This is a genomic window from Pseudoselenomonas ruminantium (assembly GCF_900104055.1).
In the GTDB taxonomy this organism is placed as follows: Bacteria; Bacillota; Negativicutes; order Selenomonadales; family Selenomonadaceae; genus Selenomonas_A; species Selenomonas_A ruminantium_C.
Genome location: NZ_FNJQ01000022.1, coordinates 1 through 23,485, shown reverse-complemented (window position 1 = coordinate 23,485; position 23,485 = coordinate 1). Strand labels below are relative to the sequence as shown.

Annotated in this window: 18 protein-coding genes; 15 read left to right on the top strand and 3 right to left on the bottom strand. The window is 52.1% G+C overall.

Annotated elements, in window-relative coordinates; genetic code table 11:
- Positions 1-53 precede the first annotated feature (53 nt).
- The gene (locus tag BLQ59_RS09840) at positions 54-1,562 is read right to left on the bottom strand and encodes an IMP dehydrogenase (RefSeq protein WP_074572771.1); all 1,509 of its coding nucleotides are present in this window, start codon (positions 1,560-1,562) and stop codon (positions 54-56) included.
- 522 nt (positions 1,563-2,084) lie between these two features.
- Between BLQ59_RS09840 and fapR the strand changes: the two genes are divergently transcribed.
- From fapR to BLQ59_RS09790, 10 genes are all read left to right on the top strand, one after another.
- Positions 2,085-2,645: a transcription factor FapR gene (gene fapR, locus BLQ59_RS09835; protein ID WP_074572770.1), complete on the top strand. Its 561-nt coding sequence runs from the start codon at positions 2,085-2,087 to the stop codon at positions 2,643-2,645.
- 15 nt (positions 2,646-2,660) lie between these two features.
- Complete coding sequence (gene plsX / locus BLQ59_RS09830) at positions 2,661-3,680, top strand: phosphate acyltransferase PlsX (RefSeq protein ID WP_074572769.1); 1,020 nt, start codon at positions 2,661-2,663, stop codon at positions 3,678-3,680.
- Positions 3,681-3,733: 53 nt separating this feature from the next.
- Positions 3,734-4,681 carry an enoyl-[acyl-carrier-protein] reductase FabK gene (fabK, locus tag BLQ59_RS09825; RefSeq protein WP_074572768.1) on the top strand — a complete coding sequence of 316 codons (948 nt, stop codon included), beginning with the start codon at positions 3,734-3,736 and terminating at the stop codon, positions 4,679-4,681.
- 15 nt (positions 4,682-4,696) lie between these two features.
- Positions 4,697-5,641: an ACP S-malonyltransferase gene (fabD, locus tag BLQ59_RS09820; RefSeq protein ID WP_074572767.1), complete on the top strand. Its 945-nt coding sequence runs from the start codon at positions 4,697-4,699 to the stop codon at positions 5,639-5,641.
- Position 5,642: 1 nt separating this feature from the next.
- Positions 5,643-6,386, top strand: coding sequence for a 3-oxoacyl-[acyl-carrier-protein] reductase (fabG, locus tag BLQ59_RS09815; RefSeq protein WP_074572766.1), 744 nt, complete (start codon positions 5,643-5,645; stop codon positions 6,384-6,386).
- 41 nt (positions 6,387-6,427) lie between these two features.
- Positions 6,428-6,655, top strand: coding sequence for an acyl carrier protein (locus BLQ59_RS09810; RefSeq protein WP_014423880.1), 228 nt, complete (start codon positions 6,428-6,430; stop codon positions 6,653-6,655).
- An 89-nt stretch (positions 6,656-6,744) separates the two neighbouring features.
- Positions 6,745-7,689: an NAD(P)H-dependent flavin oxidoreductase gene (locus BLQ59_RS09805; RefSeq protein WP_074572765.1), complete on the top strand. Its 945-nt coding sequence runs from the start codon at positions 6,745-6,747 to the stop codon at positions 7,687-7,689.
- Between the two features lie 42 nt (positions 7,690-7,731).
- Entirely contained in the window at positions 7,732-8,976 is a 1,245-nt protein-coding gene (fabF, locus tag BLQ59_RS09800; protein WP_074572764.1) for a beta-ketoacyl-ACP synthase II, read from the top strand.
- A 14-nt stretch (positions 8,977-8,990) separates the two neighbouring features.
- A complete protein-coding gene (gene rnc, locus BLQ59_RS09795) occupies positions 8,991-9,713 on the top strand; it encodes a ribonuclease III (protein ID WP_074572763.1) in 723 nt (240 codons plus the stop codon).
- Positions 9,714-9,725: 12 nt separating this feature from the next.
- Complete coding sequence (locus BLQ59_RS09790; RefSeq protein WP_074572762.1) at positions 9,726-10,532, top strand: MBL fold metallo-hydrolase; 807 nt, start codon at positions 9,726-9,728, stop codon at positions 10,530-10,532.
- A gap of 124 nt (positions 10,533-10,656) precedes the next feature.
- Here the strand turns inward: BLQ59_RS09790 and BLQ59_RS09785 are convergent, their stop codons facing one another.
- Positions 10,657-11,091, bottom strand: coding sequence for a MarR family winged helix-turn-helix transcriptional regulator (locus BLQ59_RS09785; protein ID WP_074572761.1), 435 nt, complete (start codon positions 11,089-11,091; stop codon positions 10,657-10,659).
- A 183-nt stretch (positions 11,092-11,274) separates the two neighbouring features.
- Between BLQ59_RS09785 and BLQ59_RS09780 the strand changes: the two genes are divergently transcribed.
- The 5 genes from BLQ59_RS09780 (at position 11,275) to BLQ59_RS09760 (ending at position 23,142) form a co-directional block, all read left to right on the top strand.
- On the top strand, positions 11,275-12,489 hold the full coding sequence (locus BLQ59_RS09780) for an efflux RND transporter periplasmic adaptor subunit (protein WP_081342534.1): 1,215 nt from the start codon (positions 11,275-11,277) through the stop codon (positions 12,487-12,489).
- Between the two features lie 12 nt (positions 12,490-12,501).
- On the top strand, positions 12,502-15,687 hold the full coding sequence (locus BLQ59_RS09775) for an efflux RND transporter permease subunit (protein WP_074572760.1): 3,186 nt from the start codon (positions 12,502-12,504) through the stop codon (positions 15,685-15,687).
- A 166-nt stretch (positions 15,688-15,853) separates the two neighbouring features.
- A complete protein-coding gene (locus BLQ59_RS09770) occupies positions 15,854-17,521 on the top strand; it encodes a 2-isopropylmalate synthase (RefSeq protein ID WP_074572791.1) in 1,668 nt (555 codons plus the stop codon).
- Positions 17,522-17,724: 203 nt separating this feature from the next.
- The gene (locus tag BLQ59_RS09765) at positions 17,725-18,699 is read left to right on the top strand and encodes an alpha/beta hydrolase (RefSeq protein WP_074572759.1); all 975 of its coding nucleotides are present in this window, start codon (positions 17,725-17,727) and stop codon (positions 18,697-18,699) included.
- A gap of 186 nt (positions 18,700-18,885) precedes the next feature.
- Entirely contained in the window at positions 18,886-23,142 is a 4,257-nt protein-coding gene (locus tag BLQ59_RS09760) for a 2-hydroxyacyl-CoA dehydratase (RefSeq protein WP_074572758.1), read from the top strand.
- A 101-nt stretch (positions 23,143-23,243) separates the two neighbouring features.
- Here the strand turns inward: BLQ59_RS09760 and BLQ59_RS09755 are convergent.
- The coding region (locus BLQ59_RS09755) for an IS3 family transposase (protein ID WP_143005334.1) at positions 23,244-23,485 on the bottom strand (242 nt) is incomplete at its 5' end.

Here is a 23,485-nt window from a genome sequence, read left to right as displayed (position 1 = left end):
ATTAAAAAAATCCTCTTTTTCTGAGAAAAAGAGGATTTTTCTTATGGATATTATTACTCGCGGCCGAGACGATCGCGAAGGATTACGTCATGGGAACCGCCTTCGACGATACTCGTAGCAGATACCAGCGTGAGTTTTGCCTTGTCGCGGAACTCGGGCAGGGACAGGGAGCCGCAGTTGCACATGGTGCTGCGGATCTTGGCCAGAGTCGTGCCAACGTTGTCCTTGAGCGGGCCGGCGTAAGGAACATAAGAGTCAACGCCTTCTTCGAAGGAGAGTTTCTTGGAGCCGCCCAGGTCGTAACGCTGCCAGTTGCGGGCACGGTTGGAACCTTCGCCCCAGTATTCCTTGTAGTAGGTGCCGTTGACTTTGACCTTATCCGTCGGGCTTTCGTCAAAGCGGGAGAAGTAGCGGCCCAGCATCAGGAAGTCTGCACCCATGGCCAGAGCCAGCGTCATGTGATAGTCATGGACGATACCACCATCGGAGCAGACCGGAATGTAGATGCCGGTTTCTTCATAATACTTATCGCGCTCACGGCAAACGTCAATCAGTGCCGTAGCCTGACCGCGGCCGATACCCTTGGTTTCGCGGGTGATGCAGATGGAGCCGCCGCCGATACCGACTTTGATGAAGTCTGCGCCAGCTTCAGCCAGGAAGCGGAAGCCTTCGGCGTCAACGACATTGCCGGCACCGACTTTAACATCTTCGCCGAAGTTTTCATGGATGTATTTGAGGGTGATGCGCTGCCATTCGGAGAAGCCTTCGGAGGAGTCGATGCAGAGAACATCGGCGCCAGCTTCCAGCAGGGCAGGCACGCGCTCAGCGTAATCGCGGGTGTTGATACCAGCACCAACGATGTAGCGCTTGTTGTCGTCAATGAGTTCGAGCTCATTGTCTTTGTTGGCATTGTAGTCTTTACGGAAAACCATGTAGAGGAGACGCTGGTTCTTGTCGATGATCGGGAGCATGTTCAGCTTGTTTTCCCAGATGATATCGTTGGCCTGACCAATCGTGGTGACTTCTTCGGCCTTAGCATAAACCAGATTCTCGAAGGCCGTCATAAATTCGCTGGCCGGTGTATCCATGGACATGCGGGAAACACGGTAGTCACGGCTCGTGACGATACCCAGGAGCTTGCCATTGGCCGTGCCGTCTTCCGTTACAGCCATCGTGGAGTGGCCAGTATCCTGCAGCAGGTCGAGGATTTCGCCCAGGGTAGTGGAGGGCTTGATGTTGGAGTCGCTGCTGACAAAACCGGATTTATAATGTTTCACACGGGAAACCATAGCGGCTTCATTTTCGATGCTCTGGGAACCGTAGATGAAGGACACACCGCCCTCTTTGGCCAGTGCGATAGCCATGTTGTCATCGGAAACCGCCTGCATGATTGCAGAGGTCATAGGGATGTTCATGGTGATCTTCGGTTCCTCACCCTTGCGGAACTTGACCAGCGGTGTTTTCAAGGAAACATTTGCCGGGATGCATTTGTCCGAGGAATAGCCGGGAACGAGGAGATACTCGCCAAAAGTGTGTGATGGTTCTTCAAAATAGAATGCCAACTTAACCCCTTCTTTCTTGATACTATGGAATCTACATAAAGCTACAGGCGGCATATACCGCCATGTATATTGTTTTATATCTTAATATATATGGTAACCTCGTGTCAATCAGAAAATAAAATTCATGTTACAACTTTACACTTATATAATAAGGAAATGCAACTAGCAGCCTGCCTTACCCGGTCAAGCTGCTAGTTAATCATCACGTATTCTATTTTCATCTTTTTCATGGGAACCAGTCTTACGGGCCCATTGGACTCCCCTCCTTCACGAGCCAGAACTGCTATTAGATGAAGCTTCTCTACGGCTAGCTATTACCTTTTTCGAGTTGCTTCTTTATCTAACTTACAGATATGATAGCATAGAAAAGCGTTAAAGTCAATAATTTTCTGAAGCTTTTTACAAAAGAGTGCGGTACGAAAAAATGTCATTTGTCCCTTGCATTTTTAGGATGTACAACGTATAATAGGCAATGTTATGAGAACGTAATAGCAGGTACTAAATTTGGAAGGAGGTGTACGAATGGCAAGAGTCAAGAAAAAAATCCGTCAGGAACTATTGATTGAGAAGGTAAAGTTGAAACCATTCCTGACGGATGAGGAACTGGCCAAGCAGCTGGATGTCAGCGTGCAGACTATCCGTTTGGATCGTTTGGAACTCGGAATTCCGGAACTGCGGGGCCGCATTCGCAAGATGGCGGAAAATGCCCAGAACAAGGTAAAATCCATCCAAAGTGGTGAAGTGGTCGGTGAACTCATTGACCTCGAACTTGGTCATTCGGGCATTTCCTTGCTGAGAATTACGGAGGATATGGTCTTTGCCAAGACGCAGATTGCCAAGGGACATTATATGTTCTCTCAGGCAGATTCCCTGGCCATGGCCATTGTGGATGCACCTATGGCGGTCACCGGCGTAGCTAATGTGAAGTACAAGGTGCCTGTTCATGTAGGTGAAAAGCTGATTGCCAAGGCGGAAATCGTCAAAGTGCGAGGCAATAAATATTTTATATGGGTAAAAACCCATAATGAAACCCAAGAAGTTTTCCGCGCGAAATTCATCGTGGTTTCCTGGGGAGACAGATAAGGGGGAAATGGATTCGTGAAAATTGCAGTAGATGCAATGGGAGGCGATTTTGCTCCCGAGCAGATCGTTTTCGGTGCCGTGCGGGCGGCGAAAAAATATGGTTGTGAGATCGTCCTCGTAGGTGATGAAGAGAAGATCCGCGAGGTCCTGAAGCGTGAACGGGGCTGGGAAAATCTCGGCATTACCATTCACCATACGAGTCAGGTCATTGAGATGGATGAACATCCTGCTGATGCGGTACGGACGAAGAAAGATTCTTCCGTGGTGGTAGCAACCAGACTGGTCAAGGACGGTGAGTGCGATGCCGTGCTTTCCGCTGGCAGTACTGGTGCTGCCGTCACCGCAGCGCAGCTGATCCTGAAGCGCATCAAGGGCATTGGCCGGCCGACCATAGCGACGCCGATTCCGACGACCAAGGGCGTTACGCTGATGCTCGATTCCGGTGCCAATGTGGATTCAAAGCCCATCCATCTGGTTCAGAGCGGCATGATGGGTTCCATCTATGCGGAATATGTGTTCGGGATCAAGAATCCCCGTGTGGGATTGCTGAACATCGGCGAGGAAGAGACCAAGGGCAATGAGCAGGCCAGAGAGACGTATCCGCTGCTCAAGGAACTGCACAGCATCAACTTCTGCGGCAATGCAGAGGGCCGGGATATTCCGAAGGGAAATTTCGATGTTGTAATTTGTGATGGATTTGTAGGCAATGTTGTGTTAAAATTTGCAGAGGGCTTAGCAAAGACCATCATGAAACTGATCAAGGAAGCCATCAAAGATGGCGGTATCCTGGCAAAGCTCGGAGCATTGCTGCTGATGCCAACGCTCAAGAAGCTGGGCAAGCGGCTGGATGCTTCCGAATACGGCGGTGCACCGCTCTTGGGTGTCAACGGCGTTTGCATCATCAGTCATGGTTCGTCGAACGCAAAGTCCATTTGCAGTGCTATCGGAGTGGCTAATGATTATGTGAACGGCAAGGTCCTGGAGCATATCAAGGAAACTTTGGAGCAAGAAGAAGTGTTAATGAAAGAGTCTTAATCGTGGCCGGACGAGGAATCCAGCATTGAGAGAGGCTAAGGAGGACGTATTTAATGTTTGAAAACAATGCAATCTGTAAGTTACTGAACATAAAGTACCCGATTTTCCAAGGCGGCATGGCTTGGATTGGTACGGCAGAACTGGCTTCGGCAGTTTCCAATGCCGGCGGTCTGGGCCTTATCGGTGCTGGTCACATGCCCCCCGATGTTCTGCGGGCAGAGATTCAGAAGTGCAAGGGCTGGACGGATAAGCCGTTTGGCGTGAACATCATGCTCATGAGCCCGTTCGTTAAGGAAGTCATGCAGGTTGTTATCGATGAGCGTGTACCGGTTATCACGACTGGTGCTGGTAACCCTGGTGAATATATGCCGGCCCTTAAGGAAATCGGCACGAAGGTCATCCCTGTGGTGGCTTCTGTAGCCCTGGCTAAGCGCCTCGTGCGCGCTGGTGCCGATGCCGTTATTGCCGAAGGTACGGAATCCGGCGGCCATATCGGCGAGATCACCACGATGGCTCTGCTGCCGCAGGTAGTGGATGCTGTGGATGTACCGGTAATCGGTGCTGGTGGTATCGGTGATTCCCGCGGCATGGCAGCAGCTTTTGCTCTGGGTGCACAGGCTATCCAGATGGGTTCCCGCTTCGTACTCAGCGAAGAGTGCATTGCCCATGAGAACTATAAGAAACTGGTCCTGAAGGCTAAGGACCGCTCCACGGTGGTTACGGGCAAGAGCCTTGGCCATCCGGCACGTATCATTGCCAATAAGCTTTCCCGTAAGTATGAGGAAATGGAAGCTGCCGGTGCTTCTGCGGAAGAACTCGAGAAACTGGGCGCAGGCAGCCTGCATCGCGCAACCCATGAAGGCGATGTAGAAAACGGCTCGGTAATGATTGGTGAGATTTCCGGCATGCTCAATGACATCAAGCCGGTAAAACAGATTATTGAAGACATTGTTGGCGGTTTGCCGACTGTAATAGAGTCTATTCAGGGGAATTGCAAGTAATTGGGGGTTATAGTCTTGAATAAATTAGCATTTGTATTCCCGGGACAGGGTGCTCAGGCCGTAGGCATGGGCAAGGATTTCTGTGAGCAGTATGAAGTAGCCAAAAAGCTCTTCAAAGAGGCTGATGAGGCACTGGGGTATTCCATCAAGGATATGTGCTTTGAAGGCCCGGCTGAAGACCTGAAGCTGACGGCTAACACGCAGCCCGCTATCCTGACCATGAGCGTTATTGCTAACGAGATTCTGAAGGAACATGGCATCCAGCCGGATGTGGTTGGCGGTCACAGCCTGGGCGAATATTCCGCTCTGGTTGCTGCAGACGTCTTGGACTTCCAGGATGCAGTCCTGCTCGTGCACAAGCGCGGTCAGTTTATGCAGGAAGCTGTTCCTGTTGGCCAGGGCGGCATGGCTGCTATCATCGGCCTGGCTGATGAAGTGATTGTCGATGCCTGCGCCAAGGCTACGGAAGCTGCCGGCGAAGTACAGGCCGTTAACTTCAACTGCCCAGGGCAGACGGTTATCGCCGGCACGACGGCTGGCGTTGAAGCTGCTGTAGAAATGCTCAAGGAAGCTGGTGCCAAGAAGGCAGTTATCCTGCCGGTATCCGCACCGTTCCATTCCACGCTGATGAAACCTGCTGCGGTTAAGCTGGCTGCTGAACTGGACAAGGTTGACATCCGCGATGCCAAGATTCCAGTGGTATCCAACTATACGGGCAAGCTGGAGTCCAGCGCAGCTGATATCAAGGCTAATCTTGTTGCTCAGGCTGACCATCCGGTCAAGTGGATTGACTGCGTCAAGACCATGCAGGAATTCGGCGCTGATACTTTCGTAGAAGCCGGCCCGGGCAAGACGCTCTGCGGTTTCAACCGTCGCATTGACAAGAGCCTCACGAGCATGAACGTAGAAAATCTCGAATCCCTGCAAAAAACTCTTGACTATTTCAAGGAGGTTCGCTAATATGCTTTTAGATGGAAAAGTTGCCCTCGTAACGGGTGCTTCCCGCGGCATTGGCAGAGCCATTGCCCTGAAATTAGCCGCTGAAGGCGCCAAGGTTGCCATTAACTATGCGGGCAACACGGCCAAGGCGGAAGAGGTCAAGGCTGAGATTGAGAAGAATGGCGGCGAGGCCATTCTCGTGCAGGCTGACGTAGCAGATGCTGCGGCTGTAGAAGCCATGGTAAATGCCACGGTTGAGGCTTTTGGCCAGATTGATATCCTGGTCAACAATGCCGGTATCACGCGTGATGGTCTCATGATGCGCATGAAAGACGAAGATTTCGATGCGGTCATCAATACGAACCTCAAAGGCGTGTTCTACTGCACGAAGCTTGTGTCCAAGCTCATGATGAAGAAGCGCAGCGGCCGTATCATCAATATGGCTTCGGTTGTCGGCCTGATGGGCAATGCCGGTCAGACCAACTATGCGGCAGCCAAGGCTGGTGTGATTGGTTTCTCGAAATCCGCAGCCAAGGAACTGGCAGCTCGCGGCATTACGGTGAATATGGTGGCACCGGGCTTCATCGATACGGATATGACGGCAGCTATGACGGACAAGGCACGGGAAATGACGCTGACGGGGATTCCCTTGAACCGCATGGGCACGCCGGAGGACGTAGCAAACGCTGTTGCGTTCCTCGTATCAGATAATGCATCCTATATCACGGGCCAGGTCATCAATGTAGACGGCGGCATGGTTATGTGATATAACTATAGATGGACATCAATTTAAGGAGGTGAAACTTCATGACTTTTGATAAAGTAAGAGATATCGTTGTTGAGCAGTTAGGTGTTGAGGCTGACGAGGTTGCCCTCGAGTCCACATTCATCGATGATCTGGGTGCTGATTCCCTGGATATTGTTGAGCTGATCATGGCTTTCGAAGAAGAATTCAACATTGAAATTCCGGACGAAGCTGCTGAGAAGATCAAGAGCGTTCAGGACGTAGTTACCTACATAGACCAGAACAAATAAGTTTGAGCGTCTTACCTGTTTGAAAATCCCGTGAAACTTGTTTTCGCGGGATTTTTCAAGGTAGGGTAAGAATGATTGGAGGAGTAACATTGAAACTTCCAGAGCTGAAAATAGGCAATAAAGTCGCCCGTGTACCTATCCAACAGGGCGGTATGGCGATTCGCTTGTCCACAGCCCGTCTGGCGGCAGCAGTTGCCAATGAAGGCGGTATCGGCCTCATTGCGGCATCCGGCATGAGCCATGACGAACTGCGTTATGAAATCCGGCTCGCACGTTCGCTTACGTCTGGTATCATCGGCATCAATATCATGGTGGCAGCCAATGACTTTGCGGAAGTCGTCAAAGTCGCTATCGATGAGGGCATTGACCTCGTGGTAGCCGGAGCTGGTTTTTCCCGTGATATGTTTGCACTGGGGAAGGAATCCGGGACACCTATCGTTCCTATAGTTTCTTCTGTTAAATTAGCTAAAATTTCAGAGCGTCTTGGCGCTACGGCAATCGTCCTTGAAGGCAAGGAAGCTGGCGGTCATCTGGGTACGGATACATCCGTGCGCGATTTGATTTCGGATGTCAGCTCCGCAGTCAATATCCCGGTCATCGCAGCCGGTGGCGTCCTTCATGGCCAGGACATCGTTGATTTGATAAAGATGGGCGCCGCAGGTGTCCAGATGGGTTCCAGGTTCGCTGCCTGCGAGGAGAGCAATGCAGCACCTGCCCTCAAAGAATATTATCTGAAATCCAAACCGGAGGATATCGTGGTTATCCATAGTCCTGTTGGCCTGCCGGGCCGTGCTGTGCGCACGCCGTTCTCGGCTCAGGTTATGGAAGGGCCTGTGCCTCCGACGCAGTGTGATGCCTGCCTGAAGGCGTGCAAGCACAATTTCTGCATCATCCGCGCTTTGACAAGAGCACAGCAGGGCGATGTGGAAACAGGTCTGGTCTTTACGGGTGAATATATGCCACGCATTGACAAGATCATGACCGTGCATGAGATTTTCGAGCAGCTGAAAGCAGAGGCCGAAGCTGCCAACTAAGCGTAGCACCTTGCTATGAATAGATGAGAGGAGTTATTCATTTTGAGTAATCGCGTAGTTATCACTGGTGTAGGTGCCATTACCCCGATTGGTATTGGCAAGGATGAATTTTGGAATGGCCTGATGGAAGGCCGCAACGGTATTGACAAGATCAGCCGTTTTGATGCTTCCGAGTTCACGGCACAGATTGCTGGTGAAGTAAAAGACTTCGATGCTACCCAGTATATCGACAAGAAAGAATCCAAGCGTATGGACCGTTACACGCAGTTTGCTGTAGCTGCAGCAGACCTCGCTATCAAAGATGCCGGTCTTGACCTCGAGAAAGAGAATCTCGACCGCATTGGCACGTTCATTGGTACGGGTATCGGCGGTATCGAGACCATGCACAGCCAGTACGAGAAATTCTTTGCCAAGGGACCTTCCCGCATCAGCCCGTTCTTCGTGCCGATGATGATTGCGAACATGGCTGCTGGTCAGGTTGCTATCACCTACAAGCTCCATGGTCCTTCCAGCTGCACGGTGACGGCTTGTGCTACGGGTTCCAACTGCATCGGTGATGCTTTCCGCGTAATCCAGCGTGGCGATGCTGATGTGATGGTAGCCGGCGGTACGGAAGCTGCTGTTTCCGAAGCTGCTGTGGCAGGCTTCGCTGCCATGAAGGCTCTGTGCATGGACCACAATGATGATCCTGCTCATGCATCCCGTCCGTTCGACAAGAACCGCAGCGGTTTCGTCATGGGCGAGGGCGCAGGACTCGTGATCCTCGAAAGCCTCGAACATGCCAAGGCTCGTGGCGCACATATCTACGCAGAAGTTGTCGGCTATGGTGCAAACTCCGATGCTTACCATATGACCAGCCCGGCTCCGCATGGCGAATTCCAGGCGAAATGCATGCAGCTGGCTCTCGACGATGCCGGCATGAAGGCTGAGGAAGTCGACTATGTAAATGCACATGGTACTTCCACGCATCTCAACGACCAGGGTGAGACCGAAGCCATCAAGACGGTATGGGGCGAAGCTGCGAAGGACGTTTCCGTGTCCTCCATCAAGTCCATGACCGGTCATATGCTCGGTGCAGCCGGCGGTGTGGAAGCTATCGCTACGGCTATGGCTATCGAAAACGATATGCTGCCCCCGACCATCAACTATGAAACTCCGGACGAAGGCCTCGACCTCGACTATGTGCCCAACAAGGCCAAAGCCAAGACGGTTCGTGCCGCTATGTCCAACTCCTTCGGTTTCGGCGGCCACAATGCCTGCCTGCTGCTGAAGAAGTTCGCAGAATAAGAGGATAATGGGCGATGGGAGAAGTATTAACGGCTAAGCGCAAAGGAGAATTGCAGGAGCTTACCGCACGGCTGGGCGTGGAATTCAGGGATTTAACCCTGCTTCACAAGGCTCTGATCCATTCCTCCTATGCCAATGAAGCCAAAGAAAAAAACATCGTCCATAATGAACGTCTCGAATTTTTAGGAGATGCGGTGCTGGAGCTTGCCTCCAGCACCTATCTTTATATGCACTTTCCGCAAATGCCTGAAGGACAGCTGACCAAGACCAGAGCCAGCATCGTTTGCTCGACCAGCCTTGCGGAACTTGCCCGGACGCTTCATTTGGGCGATTATCTGCTGCTCGGCCATGGCGAGGAGATGAGCGGCGGCCGTGACCGGCAGACGAATCTCGAAGACGTGTTTGAAGCCGTGATTGGCGCCATCTATCTCGATCAGGGGTGGGATACAGCCAAGGACTATGTTACCCGCCAGCTGATGCCGCTGTTCAAGCAGGTAGAGCAGGGGGCAATCCTCAAGGACTATAAGACCATCCTGCAGGAAGTCGTCTATCAGGAAGCCCAGCAGACCGTGAGCTATGAGCTTGTCGGCACATCCGGCCCTGACCATGACAAGACCTTTACGTTCAACGTACTTGTTACCGGTAAAGTCATGGGCACAGGCACCGGCAGAAGCAAAAAAGAGGCCGAACAAAAAGCTGCCCGTCAGGCTTTAGAAAAGTTGACAAACAAGAAATAAGGAGAGATTGTTATGCGCAAACTGGTTATCTTAGGCACTGGCTTTGCCATGGCCACGAAATGCTTTAACACCTGTTTCTTTCTGGAGTTGGAGGACGGCAGCCTGTTCCTTACCGACGCCGGCGGCGGCAACGGCATCCTGCGCCAGCTCGAAGTAACGAACTTCGACTACAACAAGTGCCACCATATGTTCGTAACCCATGGTCATACGGATCACGTTCTGGGGGTAGTCTGGATTATCCGCAAGGTAGCTGACTTGATGAATAAGGGCAAGTATGAGGGGACTTTTCATATCTACTGCCACGATGTGGTCAAGGATATGCTCGAAAAAATGTCGGAAATGACTTTGAAGAAAAAGGATTTTGCCCGGGTGGGCACAAATATCATCCTGCAGGAAGTCAAGGATGGTGAGAGTATTGACCTGCCCCAGTTCAAGCTTACGGCTTTCGATATCATGTCCACGAAGGCCAAGCAATTTGGTTATGCACTGCAGTTTGCAGATGGCTTGAAATTTACCTGCTTAGGTGATGAGCCTTACAATGAACATGCCCGTTCCTATGCCGAGAATGCTGATTGGCTGCTGGCCGAGGCCTTTTGTCAGTACAAGGACAGGGATATTTTCAAACCTTACGAGAAAAATCACAGTACGGTGAAAGAAGCCAGCGAACTGGCAGAAGAACTAGCCGTGAAGAATCTCGTGCTCTATCATACAGAAGACAAGCATATTGCCACGCGCAAAGCGGATTACACCGCCGAGGCGAAAGAATATTACCATGGCAATATCTTTGTGCCGGATGACCTTGACGTAATCGAGCTATAAATAATTCGTGATAATAAGACGCCCGTGGGGCTGGTAATATTTTTCCTTCGCCATAGACAAGCTTGTCAAAAGCTATGGAAAAACATCACCAGCCCCACGGGCTTAGTGTATATATAGTACGTTTTTAAGTAAACATCTTATTGATCAGATCATAGTAACGGCGCAGGATCTGTGCCAGTTCCTGCCGCTCATTTTCCGTCAGGTTCTGGGCGTGATGGTCGAACCTTTGCCGGAACAGCTCCATATGGTCTTCCAGCAGTTTCTGTCCTTTGGGATTGATGGTAATCACGATGCGGCGGCGGTCTTTGGCATCCGGCTCCTTGCTCACATAATCAGCGCAAACCAACTTATCGATGATATTGGTCATCTGCTGCTTGGAGATGTTGAGCTGGCGGCTGATATCCGTGATGGTCATGCCAGCGGTATCCATCAATGTGCAGAGCACCCCGAATTGATTGAGCGGCAGCGGCACCTGCGTCTGCCGGCCGAAATTATTATGCAAGAGCACCATGATCTCCACAAATTGCTGAGATAAACGTGGTTTGTCTTGGGCTTCCATGATAAAACTCCTTTATTTCTTGACTTTTGCTTAACTATAATATACTATATATATCATAAATAGTAAACATTTATTTACTATTCCGTTGGGATTAGGAATGAAATGTTATCATAGACATGGGAGGGGAGCAGTATGCTCTCTTACTTTCTGTTTATGTAGAAAAAGGAGGTTCATAAATTGTTTTTGCCGAAAAACAAGAAGACAAAAGCTTTGCTGTTGGGCGTATCCCTGGCAATCTCTGCAAGCTTCGTAGTGGCTGGCTGTGGTAATAAGCAGCAGCAGGCTCAGATGCAGGGCGCGCAGGTCAAAGTTATGCAGGTCATGCAGCAGGATACGCCGCTGACCAGTGAATTTGCCGGCCAGATCGTGGGGAAGGACGAAGTCAAAGTACAGTCCAAGGTGTCCGGCAATGTGGTGGAAAAATATGTGCAGGGCGGTCAATGGGTGGAAGCCGGCCAGCCGCTTTACCGCATTGATGACCGCCAGTATACTTCTGCTGTATGGCAGGCGCAGGCTAACCTGGCGCAGGCACAGGCCACGCTAAGCAATGCACAGAATGATTTGGGGCGCTATCAGCAGCTCGTGCAGTCCAATGCGATTTCCCGTCAGACCTATGACAATCAGCTGGCTAATGTAAACGCCTATCAGGCTGCTGCTGATGCTAATCATGCGATGCTGATCAAAGCGCAACAGGATTTGGCTGATACCACGATTTATGCACCGATGAGCGGCAAGCTGGCCGTGGATGATGTGGCCGTAGGTACTTTTGCCAGTGCCGGTTCCACCAATCTGGTGACCATCGGTTCGGCAAGCCCGGTCTATGCCAAGTTCAATGTGTCAGAGACGGATTATCTGAGCTATATGAATGCCGCAGTACAGGGAGGCAGCCAGACAAAGCCGGTGGTGACCATTACCCTGTCCGATGGCACCCAATATCCTTTGGAAGGGGAAATCGTGGAATCGGACCGTTCCCTGTCGGAAAATACGGGTACGCTGACCATGAAGGCCATTTTTGACAATCCGAATGGCATGCTGATTCCTGGCATGTTTGCCCGAGTCAAGCTCTCTGGCCAGACCATTCCTAATGCCATCCTCGTGCCGCAGCGTGCTGTGCAGCAGCTCCTGGGCAAGTCCTTTGTCATGGTCGTCAATGGCGATGGCAAATCCGAAGCCCGTACGGTGCAGCTCGGTGAAAAGGTCGGCAGCTACTATGTCATCAAAGATGGTTTGACGGCTGCAGATATGGTGGTTGTGGAAGGCCTGTCTAACCTGCAGGAAGGTGTTCCCCTCAATGTTACGATGGTAACAGCTGAGGATATGGGCTTCTCCCTGATTTCGGATATGACCAAGTTCAATTCCAACGCGATTGCTGGTTCTTCGGATAAATCGGAACAATAAGGAGGCGGCGATTTGTCTAAGTTCTTTATTCACCGCCCGATATTTGCCATTGTTATCTCGATCATCATCGTTATCGTTGGTGTGCTGGCTGCTTTCCAGCTGCCAATTGCGCAGTATCCGCAGATTTCTCCGCCGACGGTTTCGGTCAGCACCTCATACACGGGTGCTAATGCCTCGGTTATCAACGATACTGTGGCGCAGATCATCGAGCAGCAGGTCAATGGTACTCAGGGTATGGATTATATGAGTTCCAACTCGGACGACAGCGGCCGTTACAGCCTGTCTGTGGTCTTCGAGACAGGAACGGATGGCGATATGGACTCCGTAAAAGTCCAGAACAACGTGGCCATAGCCAATGCCAGCTTGCCCAGTGACGTGCAGAGTGTTGGTGTTACCACGAAAAAATCTTCCAACGACATGGCCTACATGCTTTCCATCTACTCACCGGATGGCAGCTATGACCGAGCTTTTATGAAAAACTACGCCGATATCTATCTGCTGGATGAACTCAAGCGTGTGTCTGGTGTCGGCGATGTGCAGATCTTCGGTTCTGACTATGCCATGCGCGTCTGGCTCAATCCGGACAAGCTGGCAGAATTAGGCTTGACGATTGCAGATGTTACTTCGGCCATCAAGGAACAGAACGTACAGGCACCTGCTGGTACGGTCGGTGCTATGCCAGTAGCCAACGGTCAGGAAAAGCAGTACACGGGCAAGATTGCCGGCCGTCTCGTGACGCCGGAAGAGTTCGGTAACATCGTACTGCGTTCGGATAATGGCAAGTTTGTCCGCCTGAAAGATGTGGCCCGGGTGGAAACCGGTGAAAAATCCAGTGCCATCATCTCGAAATTCAACGGCTATCCGTCTGTCGGTTTCGGTATCAACCTCACCAGTGATGCCAATGCCATGCAGACAGTAGCCGGTGTCCGTGCCGTTCTGGACAAGGCAAGACCGACTCTGCCGCCCAAACTGGAAATGGCACAGATCTTCGATTCCACGAACTATATCAATGCTTCCATCAAGGAAGTGCTGGAAACCTTTGCCGAAGCACTCCTGCTGGTGGTACTCGTTATCTTCTTGTTCCTCCAGAACTGGCGGGCAACGCTGATTCCGTTGCTGGCTGTGCCGGTATCGCTGATTGGAACCATGGCGGCCTTCGTATTGCTGGGATTCTCCATTAACACCTTGACGCTTTTCGCCATGGTACTCGCAATCGGCCTCGTCGTCGATGATGCTATCGTGGTTATCGAGAACGTCGAGAAGCATATGGAAGAAGGCCTGACGCCGATTGATGCCACGGAACGTGCCATGGCTGAAGTACAGGGCCCGGTTGTGGCTATCGCCTTCGTACTGGCAGCCGTGTTTGTGCCGGTAGCCTTCTTAGGTGGCATGACTGGTATCCTTTATCGTCAGTTCGCTTTGACTATTGCCGTATCCATGGCACTTTCTGCCTTCGTCGCTTTGACGTTGACGCCGGCACTCTGTGCTATGATCCTGAAGCGCCATGAGGCCAAGGATGATGAAGGTGTTCTGGGACAGTTCTTCGTGAAATTCAATGCCTGGTTTGAGCGTACGAAGCGCGGCTATATGGGCGTGGTAGCGAAGTTCATACGCCGCACGCGTCTGGCAATCCTCTTTATGGTAATTGTCTGCATCATCTCTGGTGCGCTTTACAAGGTACTGCCATCGACATTCGTTCCAGATGAAGATCAGGGCTATCTCTTTGCGGCAGTGCAGCTGCCGGAGGGTACGTCCATGAACGTCACCCAGCAGACCATTGACAAGGTGGCCACTGCGGCCAAGGGCGTCAAAGGCGTGGAAAATGTCATGGCCATCACGGGCTTTGATATCCTGGGTGGCGGTTCCAAGCCCAGCGCTGGTTTGGTGGTCCTGGGCATGAAGGACTGGTCGCAGCGTCCCGGCGGTGATGAGTCGGTTAGTGCAGCCGTAGGTGCTATGTTCGGCATTGGCGCCAAACTTGCGCCGGAAGCGACGGTTATTGCCATGAACCCACCGGCTCTGCCCGGTCTGGGATCTGTCGGCGGCTGGAGCTTGCAGCTGCAGGATATGTCCGGCCATACAGACCAGGAACTGGCTGATATCACGGGCAAGATCATCGCTGCAGCCAACCAGCGTCCGGAACTCAAGGGCGTGCGTACAACCTTCAAGATGACGGCACCGACCTATGAGTACGATATTGATCGCGAAAAGATCAAGCAACTGGGCGTCAGCATGTCTGACGTATTCACGGCCATGCAGGTGAATTTTGGCGGCGCGCAGGTCAACGACTTCAATCAGTTCGGTCGTACCTACAAGGTCATGCTGCAGTCGGATATGAACTATCGCAGTGAAGCGGATGGCATGAAGTTCGTTTATGTCAAGAGCTCCTCCGGTACCATGGTACCGCTGGATACGCTGCTGAAACCCCGCGTAAGTTCCGGCCCAACCTCTATTTCCCGTTTCAATGGTGCCCGGGCTATCAACATTCAGGGCAATGCCGGGGAAGGTTATTCCTCCGGCCAGGCCATGGCTGCCATCAAGGAAGTAGTGGAGCAGAATGCGCCCAACGGCTTCAACATTGAATGGTCCGGACAGAGCCGTGAAGAGGCCAAGGCGACAAGTTCCACCTTCCAGGTGCTGGCGCTCGCGTTAGTATTCGTATTCCTGTGTCTGGCAGCTCTCTATGAAAGCTGGAGCGTACCGTTTGCGGTACTGCTGACGGTGCCGACAGGCATCATGGGCGCACTGATTTCTGAATATGGCTTGTCCATGCTGGAAGCTATGTGCGGCCATCAGAATGCCGGCCTCCAGAACAGCGTTTACATGCAGATTGGTGTCATCATGATCATCGGTTTGGCAGCCAAGAACGCCATCCTGATTGTCGAGTTCGCCAAGGTTCGTGTGGACCGTGGCATGGAGCCGGTCAAAGCGGCTATCGAAGCGGCTGGCCTGCGTCTGCGCCCAATCCTCATGACGTCGTTTGCCTTCATCATCGGCTGTCTGCCGTTGGCGATTGCCAGTGGTGCCGGTGCGGCAGCCCGTAACGGCATGGGCGTGGCGGTAGTGGGCGGTATGCTCTTTGCTACGGCTCTCGGTATCTTCCTGATTCCGGTGTTCTTCGTCGCCATGGAATGGATTGCGGCGAAACTCGGCATGTTCAAACAGCAGAAGAAGAAAACTTCCGCCGATTACATGTAATGGTTTACAAAAATATACAAAATGCTTGCCAAAATATGCGCTGTGTGTTATCGTAGTATACGACACAGGGAAACGCGTAAATTTTGTAAGCTGATAGAGTAAATCCTTTCGTCTCCCTGCCTGGGAGGCGAAGGGATTTTTTTTGATATGGAGGGGAAAGCCGATGATGAATTATCAGAAGTACAGCAAAGGTTATTTCATGCCGCCGGAAATCGATCTGGAATGGGCGAAGAAAGATGCTCCCGACAAGGCACCAGTCTGGTGCAGTGTGGATATGCGGGACGGCAATCAGGCCCTGATCATTCCCATGAATCTGGATGAAAAATTGGAATTCTACAAGATGCTGCTGAAGGTGGGCTTCAAGGAAATCGAAGTTGGTTTCCCGGCTGCTTCGGAAACGGAATATGAATTCCTGCGCCGTCTGGTGGAAGATGACCTGATTCCGGACGACGTGACCATCCAGGTGCTGACGCAGGCCCGCGAACATATCATCCGCAAGACTTTCGAAGCCCTCAAGGGCGTCAAGAATGCCATCGTACATGTCTATAATTCAACCTCCGTGGCACAGCGTGAGCAGGTGTTCCGCAAGTCCAAGGAGGAGATCAAGCAGATTGCCGTAGAAGGTGCCAAACTCCTCAAAGAGCTCACGGAAGAAGCGGGCGAGAACTACCGTTTCGAGTATTCGCCGGAATCCTTCACGGGTACGGAACCGGAATATGCGCTTGAAGTCTGCAATGCTGTGCTGGATGTATGGCAGCCGACTGCTGACCGCAAGGCCATCATCAACCTGCCGGTAACCGTGGAAATGTCCATGCCCCATGTCTATGCCATGCAGATTGCCTATATGAACAAGCATCTGAAATACCGTGACAATGTGGTGCTGTCCCTCCATCCCCACAATGACCGCGGTTGTGGCGTAGCCGATACAGAAATGGGCCTGCTGGCCGGTGCTGACCGCGTCGAAGGCACGCTGTTTGGCAATGGCGAGCGCACGGGCAATGTGGATATCGTGACTGTGGGCATGAATATGTTTGCATTAGGCGTCGATCCGGGGCTGGACTTTTCGCATATGTCGGACCTTGTAGATACATATGAGCGCCTGACGCGCATGCAGGTCAGCTACCGCCAGCCCTATGCGGGCAAGCTTGTCTTTGCCGCTTTCTCTGGTTCCCATCAGGATGCGATTGCCAAGGGCATGAAGTGGAAGGACGAGAAGAACCCGGACAAATGGACCTTGCCGTATCTCTATATCGATCCACAGGATGTCGGCCGCGAGTACGATGGCGATGTCATCCGCATCAACAGCCAGTCCGGCAAGGGCGGCGTGGGCTTCATCATGGAGCAGAAATACGGCATCGATATGCCCAAGAAGATGCGTGAGGATTTCGGCTACCGCGTCAAGTCTGTTTCCGACCACAAGCACAAGGAGCTTATGCCGGATGAGATCTATCAGATTTTCCAGAATGAGTATGTCAATATCGCCGAGCCTTATGAGCTCGTGGACTTCCTGCTCAAGAAAGAACCGGACGGCACTCGTTCCGGTACAGTTGACCTCAAGATCAACGGCCAGCCGGAGACTTTCGTCGCCAAGGGCAATGGCCGGCTGGATGCTGTTTCCAACGCCCTGCAGAAGAATCTGGGCGTGAAGTACAAGGACCTCACCTACAGTGAGCATGCACTCGAAATAGGCCAGCATTCCAAGGCTATTGCCTATATCGGCATCAAAGATGAAGCTGGCACAACTCATTGGGGGGCCGGCATGGATACGGATATCATCACCGCGTCCATTCAGGCACTCTTCAGTGCCATCAATCGGATGCAGGCAGGCAAGTAATACGGTTTAGTTCGATATATGAAGATGCCCGGGGACGGATACTATTTTTCCAACGCTGAGACGCAAGCGCCAAACGCTCTGGAAAAACAGTATCTGTCCCCGGGCTGTTTTCGTACCCTCATGCCCTATGGAAAAAAGCTCGTAACAATGTTACAATAAAATCATATTTGTCTGATTTGAGTTTGATTTTGAAAGGTGATTCCATGCATAAAACAGTTTTATCCTGTATCCTGACTGCGCTGGTGACCACGGTGCTGCTGGTTACGGCCTTTGTTTTGGGAACAGGATATTTTGTCGGCAATTATGCGGTGCATTTTGGGCTGGAACGTGGTACGGTGGAAAATCCACAGGAGCCGCCGCGGGCCTTTGCCCTGTTGATGCCGCCGGAGGCGCGTCACTATGATAAGCCGGATTATACCAATGAAGAATGGACGCTGACATCCCGGGATAATCTCATCCTCAAGGCCACGCATTTTTATCCCGATGAAGATAATGGAGGAAAGAAGTGGGCCATTGTGGTCCATGGTTACGGCGGTACACAGGAGAATTCCTATTACATTGCCACGTATTACCTGCGCATGGGCTATCATGTGCTGACGCCGGATCTGCGGGCGGCAGGGAAGAGTGAGGGACGCTATCTGACCATGGGCTATAAGGAAAGTCAGGATATGGTGGATTGGGCTAAGCGTATTGCGCTCTACTATCCCCAGGCCAAGATCATCATGCATGGTGTATCCATGGGGGCCGCCACGGTAATGATGGCCTGCGATGATGATGACTTGCCTGCTAACGTAGCAGCTTGCGTGGAGGAAAGCGGCTATACTAGCGCTTTTGACCTGCTCGTGCATCAGATCCACGAATCTTTAGGTCTGCCGGCGTTCCCGGCTATGAATCTCCTGGACTGGCGCTGCCAACAGGTGGCGGGCTTCAGCCTGAATCAGGCCGTGCCCGAAGTGGCGGTGATGCATGCGAAGGTACCCATCCTGTTTATCCATGGGACGAAAGACGCCTTGGTGCCGCCGGCTATGGCGGAACAGCTCTATCGGGATGCTAAAGCCCCGGATAAGAGTTTGCTGCTGATTCACGATGCCGTACACGGCGTGGCCTGTCAGAAGGATGAGGAGTTGTATTTCAAGACGGTACGGGAGTTCACGGCTCCTTATATGCAAAGTGATTAATTTCCTTGCACCAAAGGATTGAATTTTATATAATATGAAAGGAACCTGAAAAAGAGGTTCTCTACTACGAAATCTTTGCGAGTCCAGCCTGTAAGGCGCAGAATCGTTTAGATTTCGTGCAAGGGCTGATGAAAAATCGGAGGTTTTTTCATCTAGCTTTATGTAAATATCTCAGGTGGTGAAACTATGAAGTCCCTTTTGAATGTGGGTATAGATGTGGGCTCCACGACCATCAAACTGGTAGTGCTGGATCATGAGAAGAATATTCTCTACAAGAACTATGCCCGGCATTTTTCAGAAATTGGCAATGCGTTGCAGGAGAACCTGACGCAGTTGAAGTCCTTGGTAGGCGAGAAGAAATTCACCTTTGCGCTTACGGGTTCAGCCGGCATGGGCATTGCACAGCGTATTGGCCTGCCCTTTGTGCAAGAGGTTATTGCCTGTGCGGCGGCGGTGAAGAATCTCATTCCGCAGACGGATACCGTGGTGGAATTGGGCGGCGAGGATGCCAAGATCACCTACTTCGGCGAGGCGCCGGAACAGCGCATGAATGGCGTATGTGCCGGGGGCACCGGTTCTTTTATCGACCATATGGCTTCCCTGCTTTCGACAGATGCCACTGGCCTTAACGAGCTGGCGGCGAAAGGCAGGCAGATCTATACCATTGCTTCCCGCTGCGGCGTTTTTGCCAAGACGGATATCCAGGCTTTGATGAACGATGGTGCGGAAAAGGCCGATATTGCCCTGTCCATCTTCCAGGCCGTGGTCAACCAGACCATTGGCAATCTGGCGCAGGGGCGTCCGATTGATGGGCATGTGGCATTCTTGGGCGGCCCGTTGCATTTTTTGCCCGAATTGCGCAAACGTTTTATCGAAACACTCAAATTAGATAATGGCCATGTGGTCAGCGTGGATTATGGCAATTATTTCGTGGCCATGGGTGCGGCTCTGTCTGAGGAAGCGCAGGAAATCGACGTGGCCCGTCTGGAACAGGGCATTGCTCAGGCCAAGGCTGCGGCGGCTGGCGAAACCCGTAAAGCGGATTTTACCCTGTTTGCCAGCGAGGCGGAATACGCGGAATTCAAGGCCCGTCACGACAGGGATAAGGTAAAGCGGGGGGATTTCCAGAATTATCAGGGCCCGGTCTATGTGGGCATTGATGCAGGTTCCACCACCACCAAGATAACTGCTATTGGCAAAGACAAGGAGATTCTTTATACCTCCTATGGCAGCAATCAGGGATCGCCGCTCTCCACCGTGGTGCGGGAGATGCAGGCCCTCTATCAGGCTATGCCGGACTCTGCCTATATTGCCAGCACCATGACCACGGGGTATGGCGAGGCCATTGTCAAGGCTGCGCTCCATGCGGACGGCGGCGAGGTAGAGACCTTTGCCCATCTGCGGGCGGCGCAGGAATTCTGTCCGGAGGTTACCTTCGTGCTGGATATCGGCGGTCAGGATATGAAGTGCTTCTTCGTCAAGGACGGCAGTATCGGCAATATCACGCTGAACGAAGCCTGCTCGGCGGGCTGCGGTTCCTTTATCCAGAACTTTGCCGAGGGCCTGTCCATGACACCGGCAGAGTTTGCCAAGAAGGCATTGAAGTCCAAGGCACCGGTGGATTTGGGCACCCGCTGTACGGTGTTCATGAATTCCAAGGTCAAGCAGGCCCAGAAGGAAGGCGCTGAGGTGGCGGATATCTCCGCTGGTATCGCCTTTTCTGTCATCAAGAATGCGCTGTTCAAGGTCATGCAGCTCAAGGATGTGCGGGAACTCGGCGACCATATCGTTGTGCAGGGGGGCACGTTCTATAATGATGCCGTGCTGCGCTGTATGGAAAAGCTGCTGGACAGGGAGGTTATCCGTCCCGATATCGCCGGCCTTATGGGGGCTTATGGTGCTGCTATCCTGGCGTTGGAAAGCGGTCAGGAGCGATCGGCTATCCTGCCCTTTGACAAATTGCAGGAATTCCATGTGGACACCAGCTCTTACCGTTGCAAGGGCTGCGGCAACAGCTGCCTGATCACCATGCAGAAATTCCCCGATGGGGGCAAATACTTCACGGGCAACCGCTGTGAGCGGGGCATTGGCGGCCAGAAGCAGACCGAGGAAGAGACACCCAATATCTATGCCTATAAGTACAAGCGAGTCTTCAAATACTACCGGCCGTTGGAACATCCGAGCCGGGGCACCATCGGCATCCCGCGCGTGCTCAATATGTATGAGGATTATCCCTTCTGGTTCACGTTCCTGACCTTCCTGGGGTATCGGGTGGAACTGTCGGGTAAATCCAGTGCAAAGATGTATTATAAGGGCATGGCCACCGTGCCCTCGGATTCCCTTTGCTATCCTGCCAAGATTACCCATGGTCATATCATGGATTTGGTAGAGAAGGGCATCAAGAAGATATTCTATCCCTGTGCTCCTTACAATATGGAGGACGAGGTGCATGATTCGGACAATCATTTCAACTGCCCGATTGTGGCGTCCTATGCTGAAAATATCCGGGGCAATATGGATGTGCTGCGGCAGGAAAACATTGACTTCATCCAGCCCTTTGTTCCCATTCACGATAAGAAGCGCCTGATTGCCCGCCTGTATGAAGAATTGGGCAAAAAAGAAGGCATCAGCAGGCAGGAAATCGCTGGCGCGGTGGAAGCAGGTTATGTGGAAATCGCCCATTACCGGGATGATGTGCGGGAATACGGCAAGAAGATTCTGGAGCATATCGAACGCACCGGCCAGCAGGCTATCATGCTGGTGGGGCGTCCCTATCATGTGGACCCGGAAATCAACCATGGCATTCCCGAGATGATTCAGTCCTACAAGCTGCCTATCCTGTCGGAAGATGCGGTCTATCATCTGCCGGTCAAGGCCCAGCGCTTGCAGGTGGTCAATCAGTGGAGCTATCATGCCCGCCTGTATCATGCGGCGCAGTTCGTGGCGGAGCATCCGAACCTTACCCTGATTCAGTTCAGCTCCTTTGGCTGCGGCCTCGATGCCCTGACCACGGAGCAGGTCAAGGATATCCTGGAGAAACATCAGCGCATCTACACCATGATCAAGCTCGATGAAGTATCCAACCTCGGCGCAGCCCGTATCCGCCTGCGTTCCCTGATGGCTGCGTTGGCCCGCAAGAAGCCTGTGGCCTATCGGGCTGTGGCGGAGATTGAGCGCCCGCATTTCACGGAGGATTGCAAGAAAACCCATACGGTACTTGCACCGCAGATGGCCCCTATTCATTTTGAACTTTTTCAGACCGTACTCAGAAAGCATGGTCTCAAGGCTGTGATTCCGCCTATGCCGGATAAGCATGCCATTGATACAGGCCTGCGGTATGTGCATAACGATATGTGCTATCCCGCTATCGTGGTTATCGGCCAGCTGATTTCCGCCTTGAAGGATGGCCTTTGCGACCCCGACCATACCAGCATCATGCTGTTCCAGACCTGCGGTGCCTGCCGGGCCACGAACTATCTCAGCGTCCTGCGGCAGGCATTGAAGCATGCTGGTTTTCCACAGGTGCCGGTATTCGCCGTCCACGGCCTCAAGGAGGAAACGGATTCCTTCCATATGGGCCGCAGCATGCTGGTGGATGCCATCAAGGCAGCAGTATATGGTGATACACTGATGAATGTGCGCAACCGCACCATGCCTTATGAGATCACCAAAGGTTCTACCAAGGAACTCTTTGACAAGTGGATGGAACGGGCCAAGGAAGAAATCGTGCGGGGCAATTACTTCCGCTTCCGCAACAATATCAAGGCCATGGTCAGGGAATTCGACCATCTGCCCGTGCAGGAAGACCTCTGGAAGCCCAAGGTGGGCATCGTGGGGGAAATCCTCGTGAAGTATCATCCTGTGGCCAACAACCATATCGAGAAGGTACTCATGGACGAAGGGGCCGAAGTGGTTATGCCGGACTTTGTGGACTTCTTCCTTTATTCTGCCTATGATGCCATTGCCAAGCGGAATCTGCTGGCGGGCTCCTACAAGGAAGAGGTATTCGGCAAGATGTTCATCAAGATGATTGAATTCTTCCGCCGTCCCATGAAGAAAGCTCTGCGGGAAAGCAAACACTTCCTGCCGCCCCAATCTATTTATGACACGGCGAAACTGGCTTCCCGCCATGTAAGCCTGGGCAATATGGCTGGCGAAGGCTGGTTCCTGACCGGCGAGATGGTCAAGCTTATCGACGAAGGCGTGCCCAATGTGGTCTGCCTGCAGCCCTTCGGCTGCCTGCCCAACCATATCACGGGCAAAGGCGTCATGCACGAATTGCGCAACGCCTACAAGGGAGCCAACATCACTGCTATCGACTGCGATGCCGGTTCCAGTGAAGTCAACCAGCTCAACCGCATCAAACTCATGCTGGCCGTAGCCAAGGAACGCGGGCCTAAGCAGGAGAAAAAAGATAATAACAACGTGGTGGCAAGTCACTAGGAAATGCAGATTGACCAGTCAAAAATTGAACTGCTACCCGTCAAGAGGACAATAAAAAAATATAAAATTTCTTTGGCCGGCAGATTCGTCTGCCGGTCTTTTTATGCGGCTAAATACAAGCTGTGTTTCTCTATCGGCGTTAGGATTCCGAGATTACGTTGCACACGCCTGTTGTTGTAATAATGGATGTAGGCTTTAATTGAATTCATGAGGCTACTTTTGCTGGTAAAACGCCTGCCATAGTACATTTCACGCTTGAGAATACCCCAAAATCCTTCCATAGGCCCATTGTCAATGCAGTGGGCTACACGGGACATACTTTGTGTCATGCCCTGTTTTTGCA

Bases quoted from the DNA above. Each gene is read 5' to 3' on its own strand.
- fapR (WP_074572770.1), top strand. From the start codon at position 2,085: ATGGCAAGAGTCAAGAAAAAAATCCGTCAGGAACTATTGATTGAGAAG.
- fabK (WP_074572768.1), top strand. From the start codon at position 3,734: ATGTTTGAAAACAATGCAATCTGTAAGTTACTGAACATAAAGTACCCG.
- fabG (WP_074572766.1), top strand. From the start codon at position 5,643: ATGCTTTTAGATGGAAAAGTTGCCCTCGTAACGGGTGCTTCCCGCGGC.
- BLQ59_RS09810 (WP_014423880.1), top strand. From the start codon at position 6,428: ATGACTTTTGATAAAGTAAGAGATATCGTTGTTGAGCAGTTAGGTGTT.
- rnc (WP_074572763.1), top strand. From the start codon at position 8,991: ATGGGAGAAGTATTAACGGCTAAGCGCAAAGGAGAATTGCAGGAGCTT.
- BLQ59_RS09790 (WP_074572762.1), top strand. From the start codon at position 9,726: ATGCGCAAACTGGTTATCTTAGGCACTGGCTTTGCCATGGCCACGAAA.
- BLQ59_RS09785 (WP_074572761.1), bottom strand. From the start codon at position 11,091: ATGGAAGCCCAAGACAAACCACGTTTATCTCAGCAATTTGTGGAGATC.
- BLQ59_RS09770 (WP_074572791.1), top strand. From the start codon at position 15,854: ATGAATTATCAGAAGTACAGCAAAGGTTATTTCATGCCGCCGGAAATC.
- BLQ59_RS09765 (WP_074572759.1), top strand. From the start codon at position 17,725: ATGCATAAAACAGTTTTATCCTGTATCCTGACTGCGCTGGTGACCACG.
- BLQ59_RS09760 (WP_074572758.1), top strand. From the start codon at position 18,886: ATGAAGTCCCTTTTGAATGTGGGTATAGATGTGGGCTCCACGACCATC.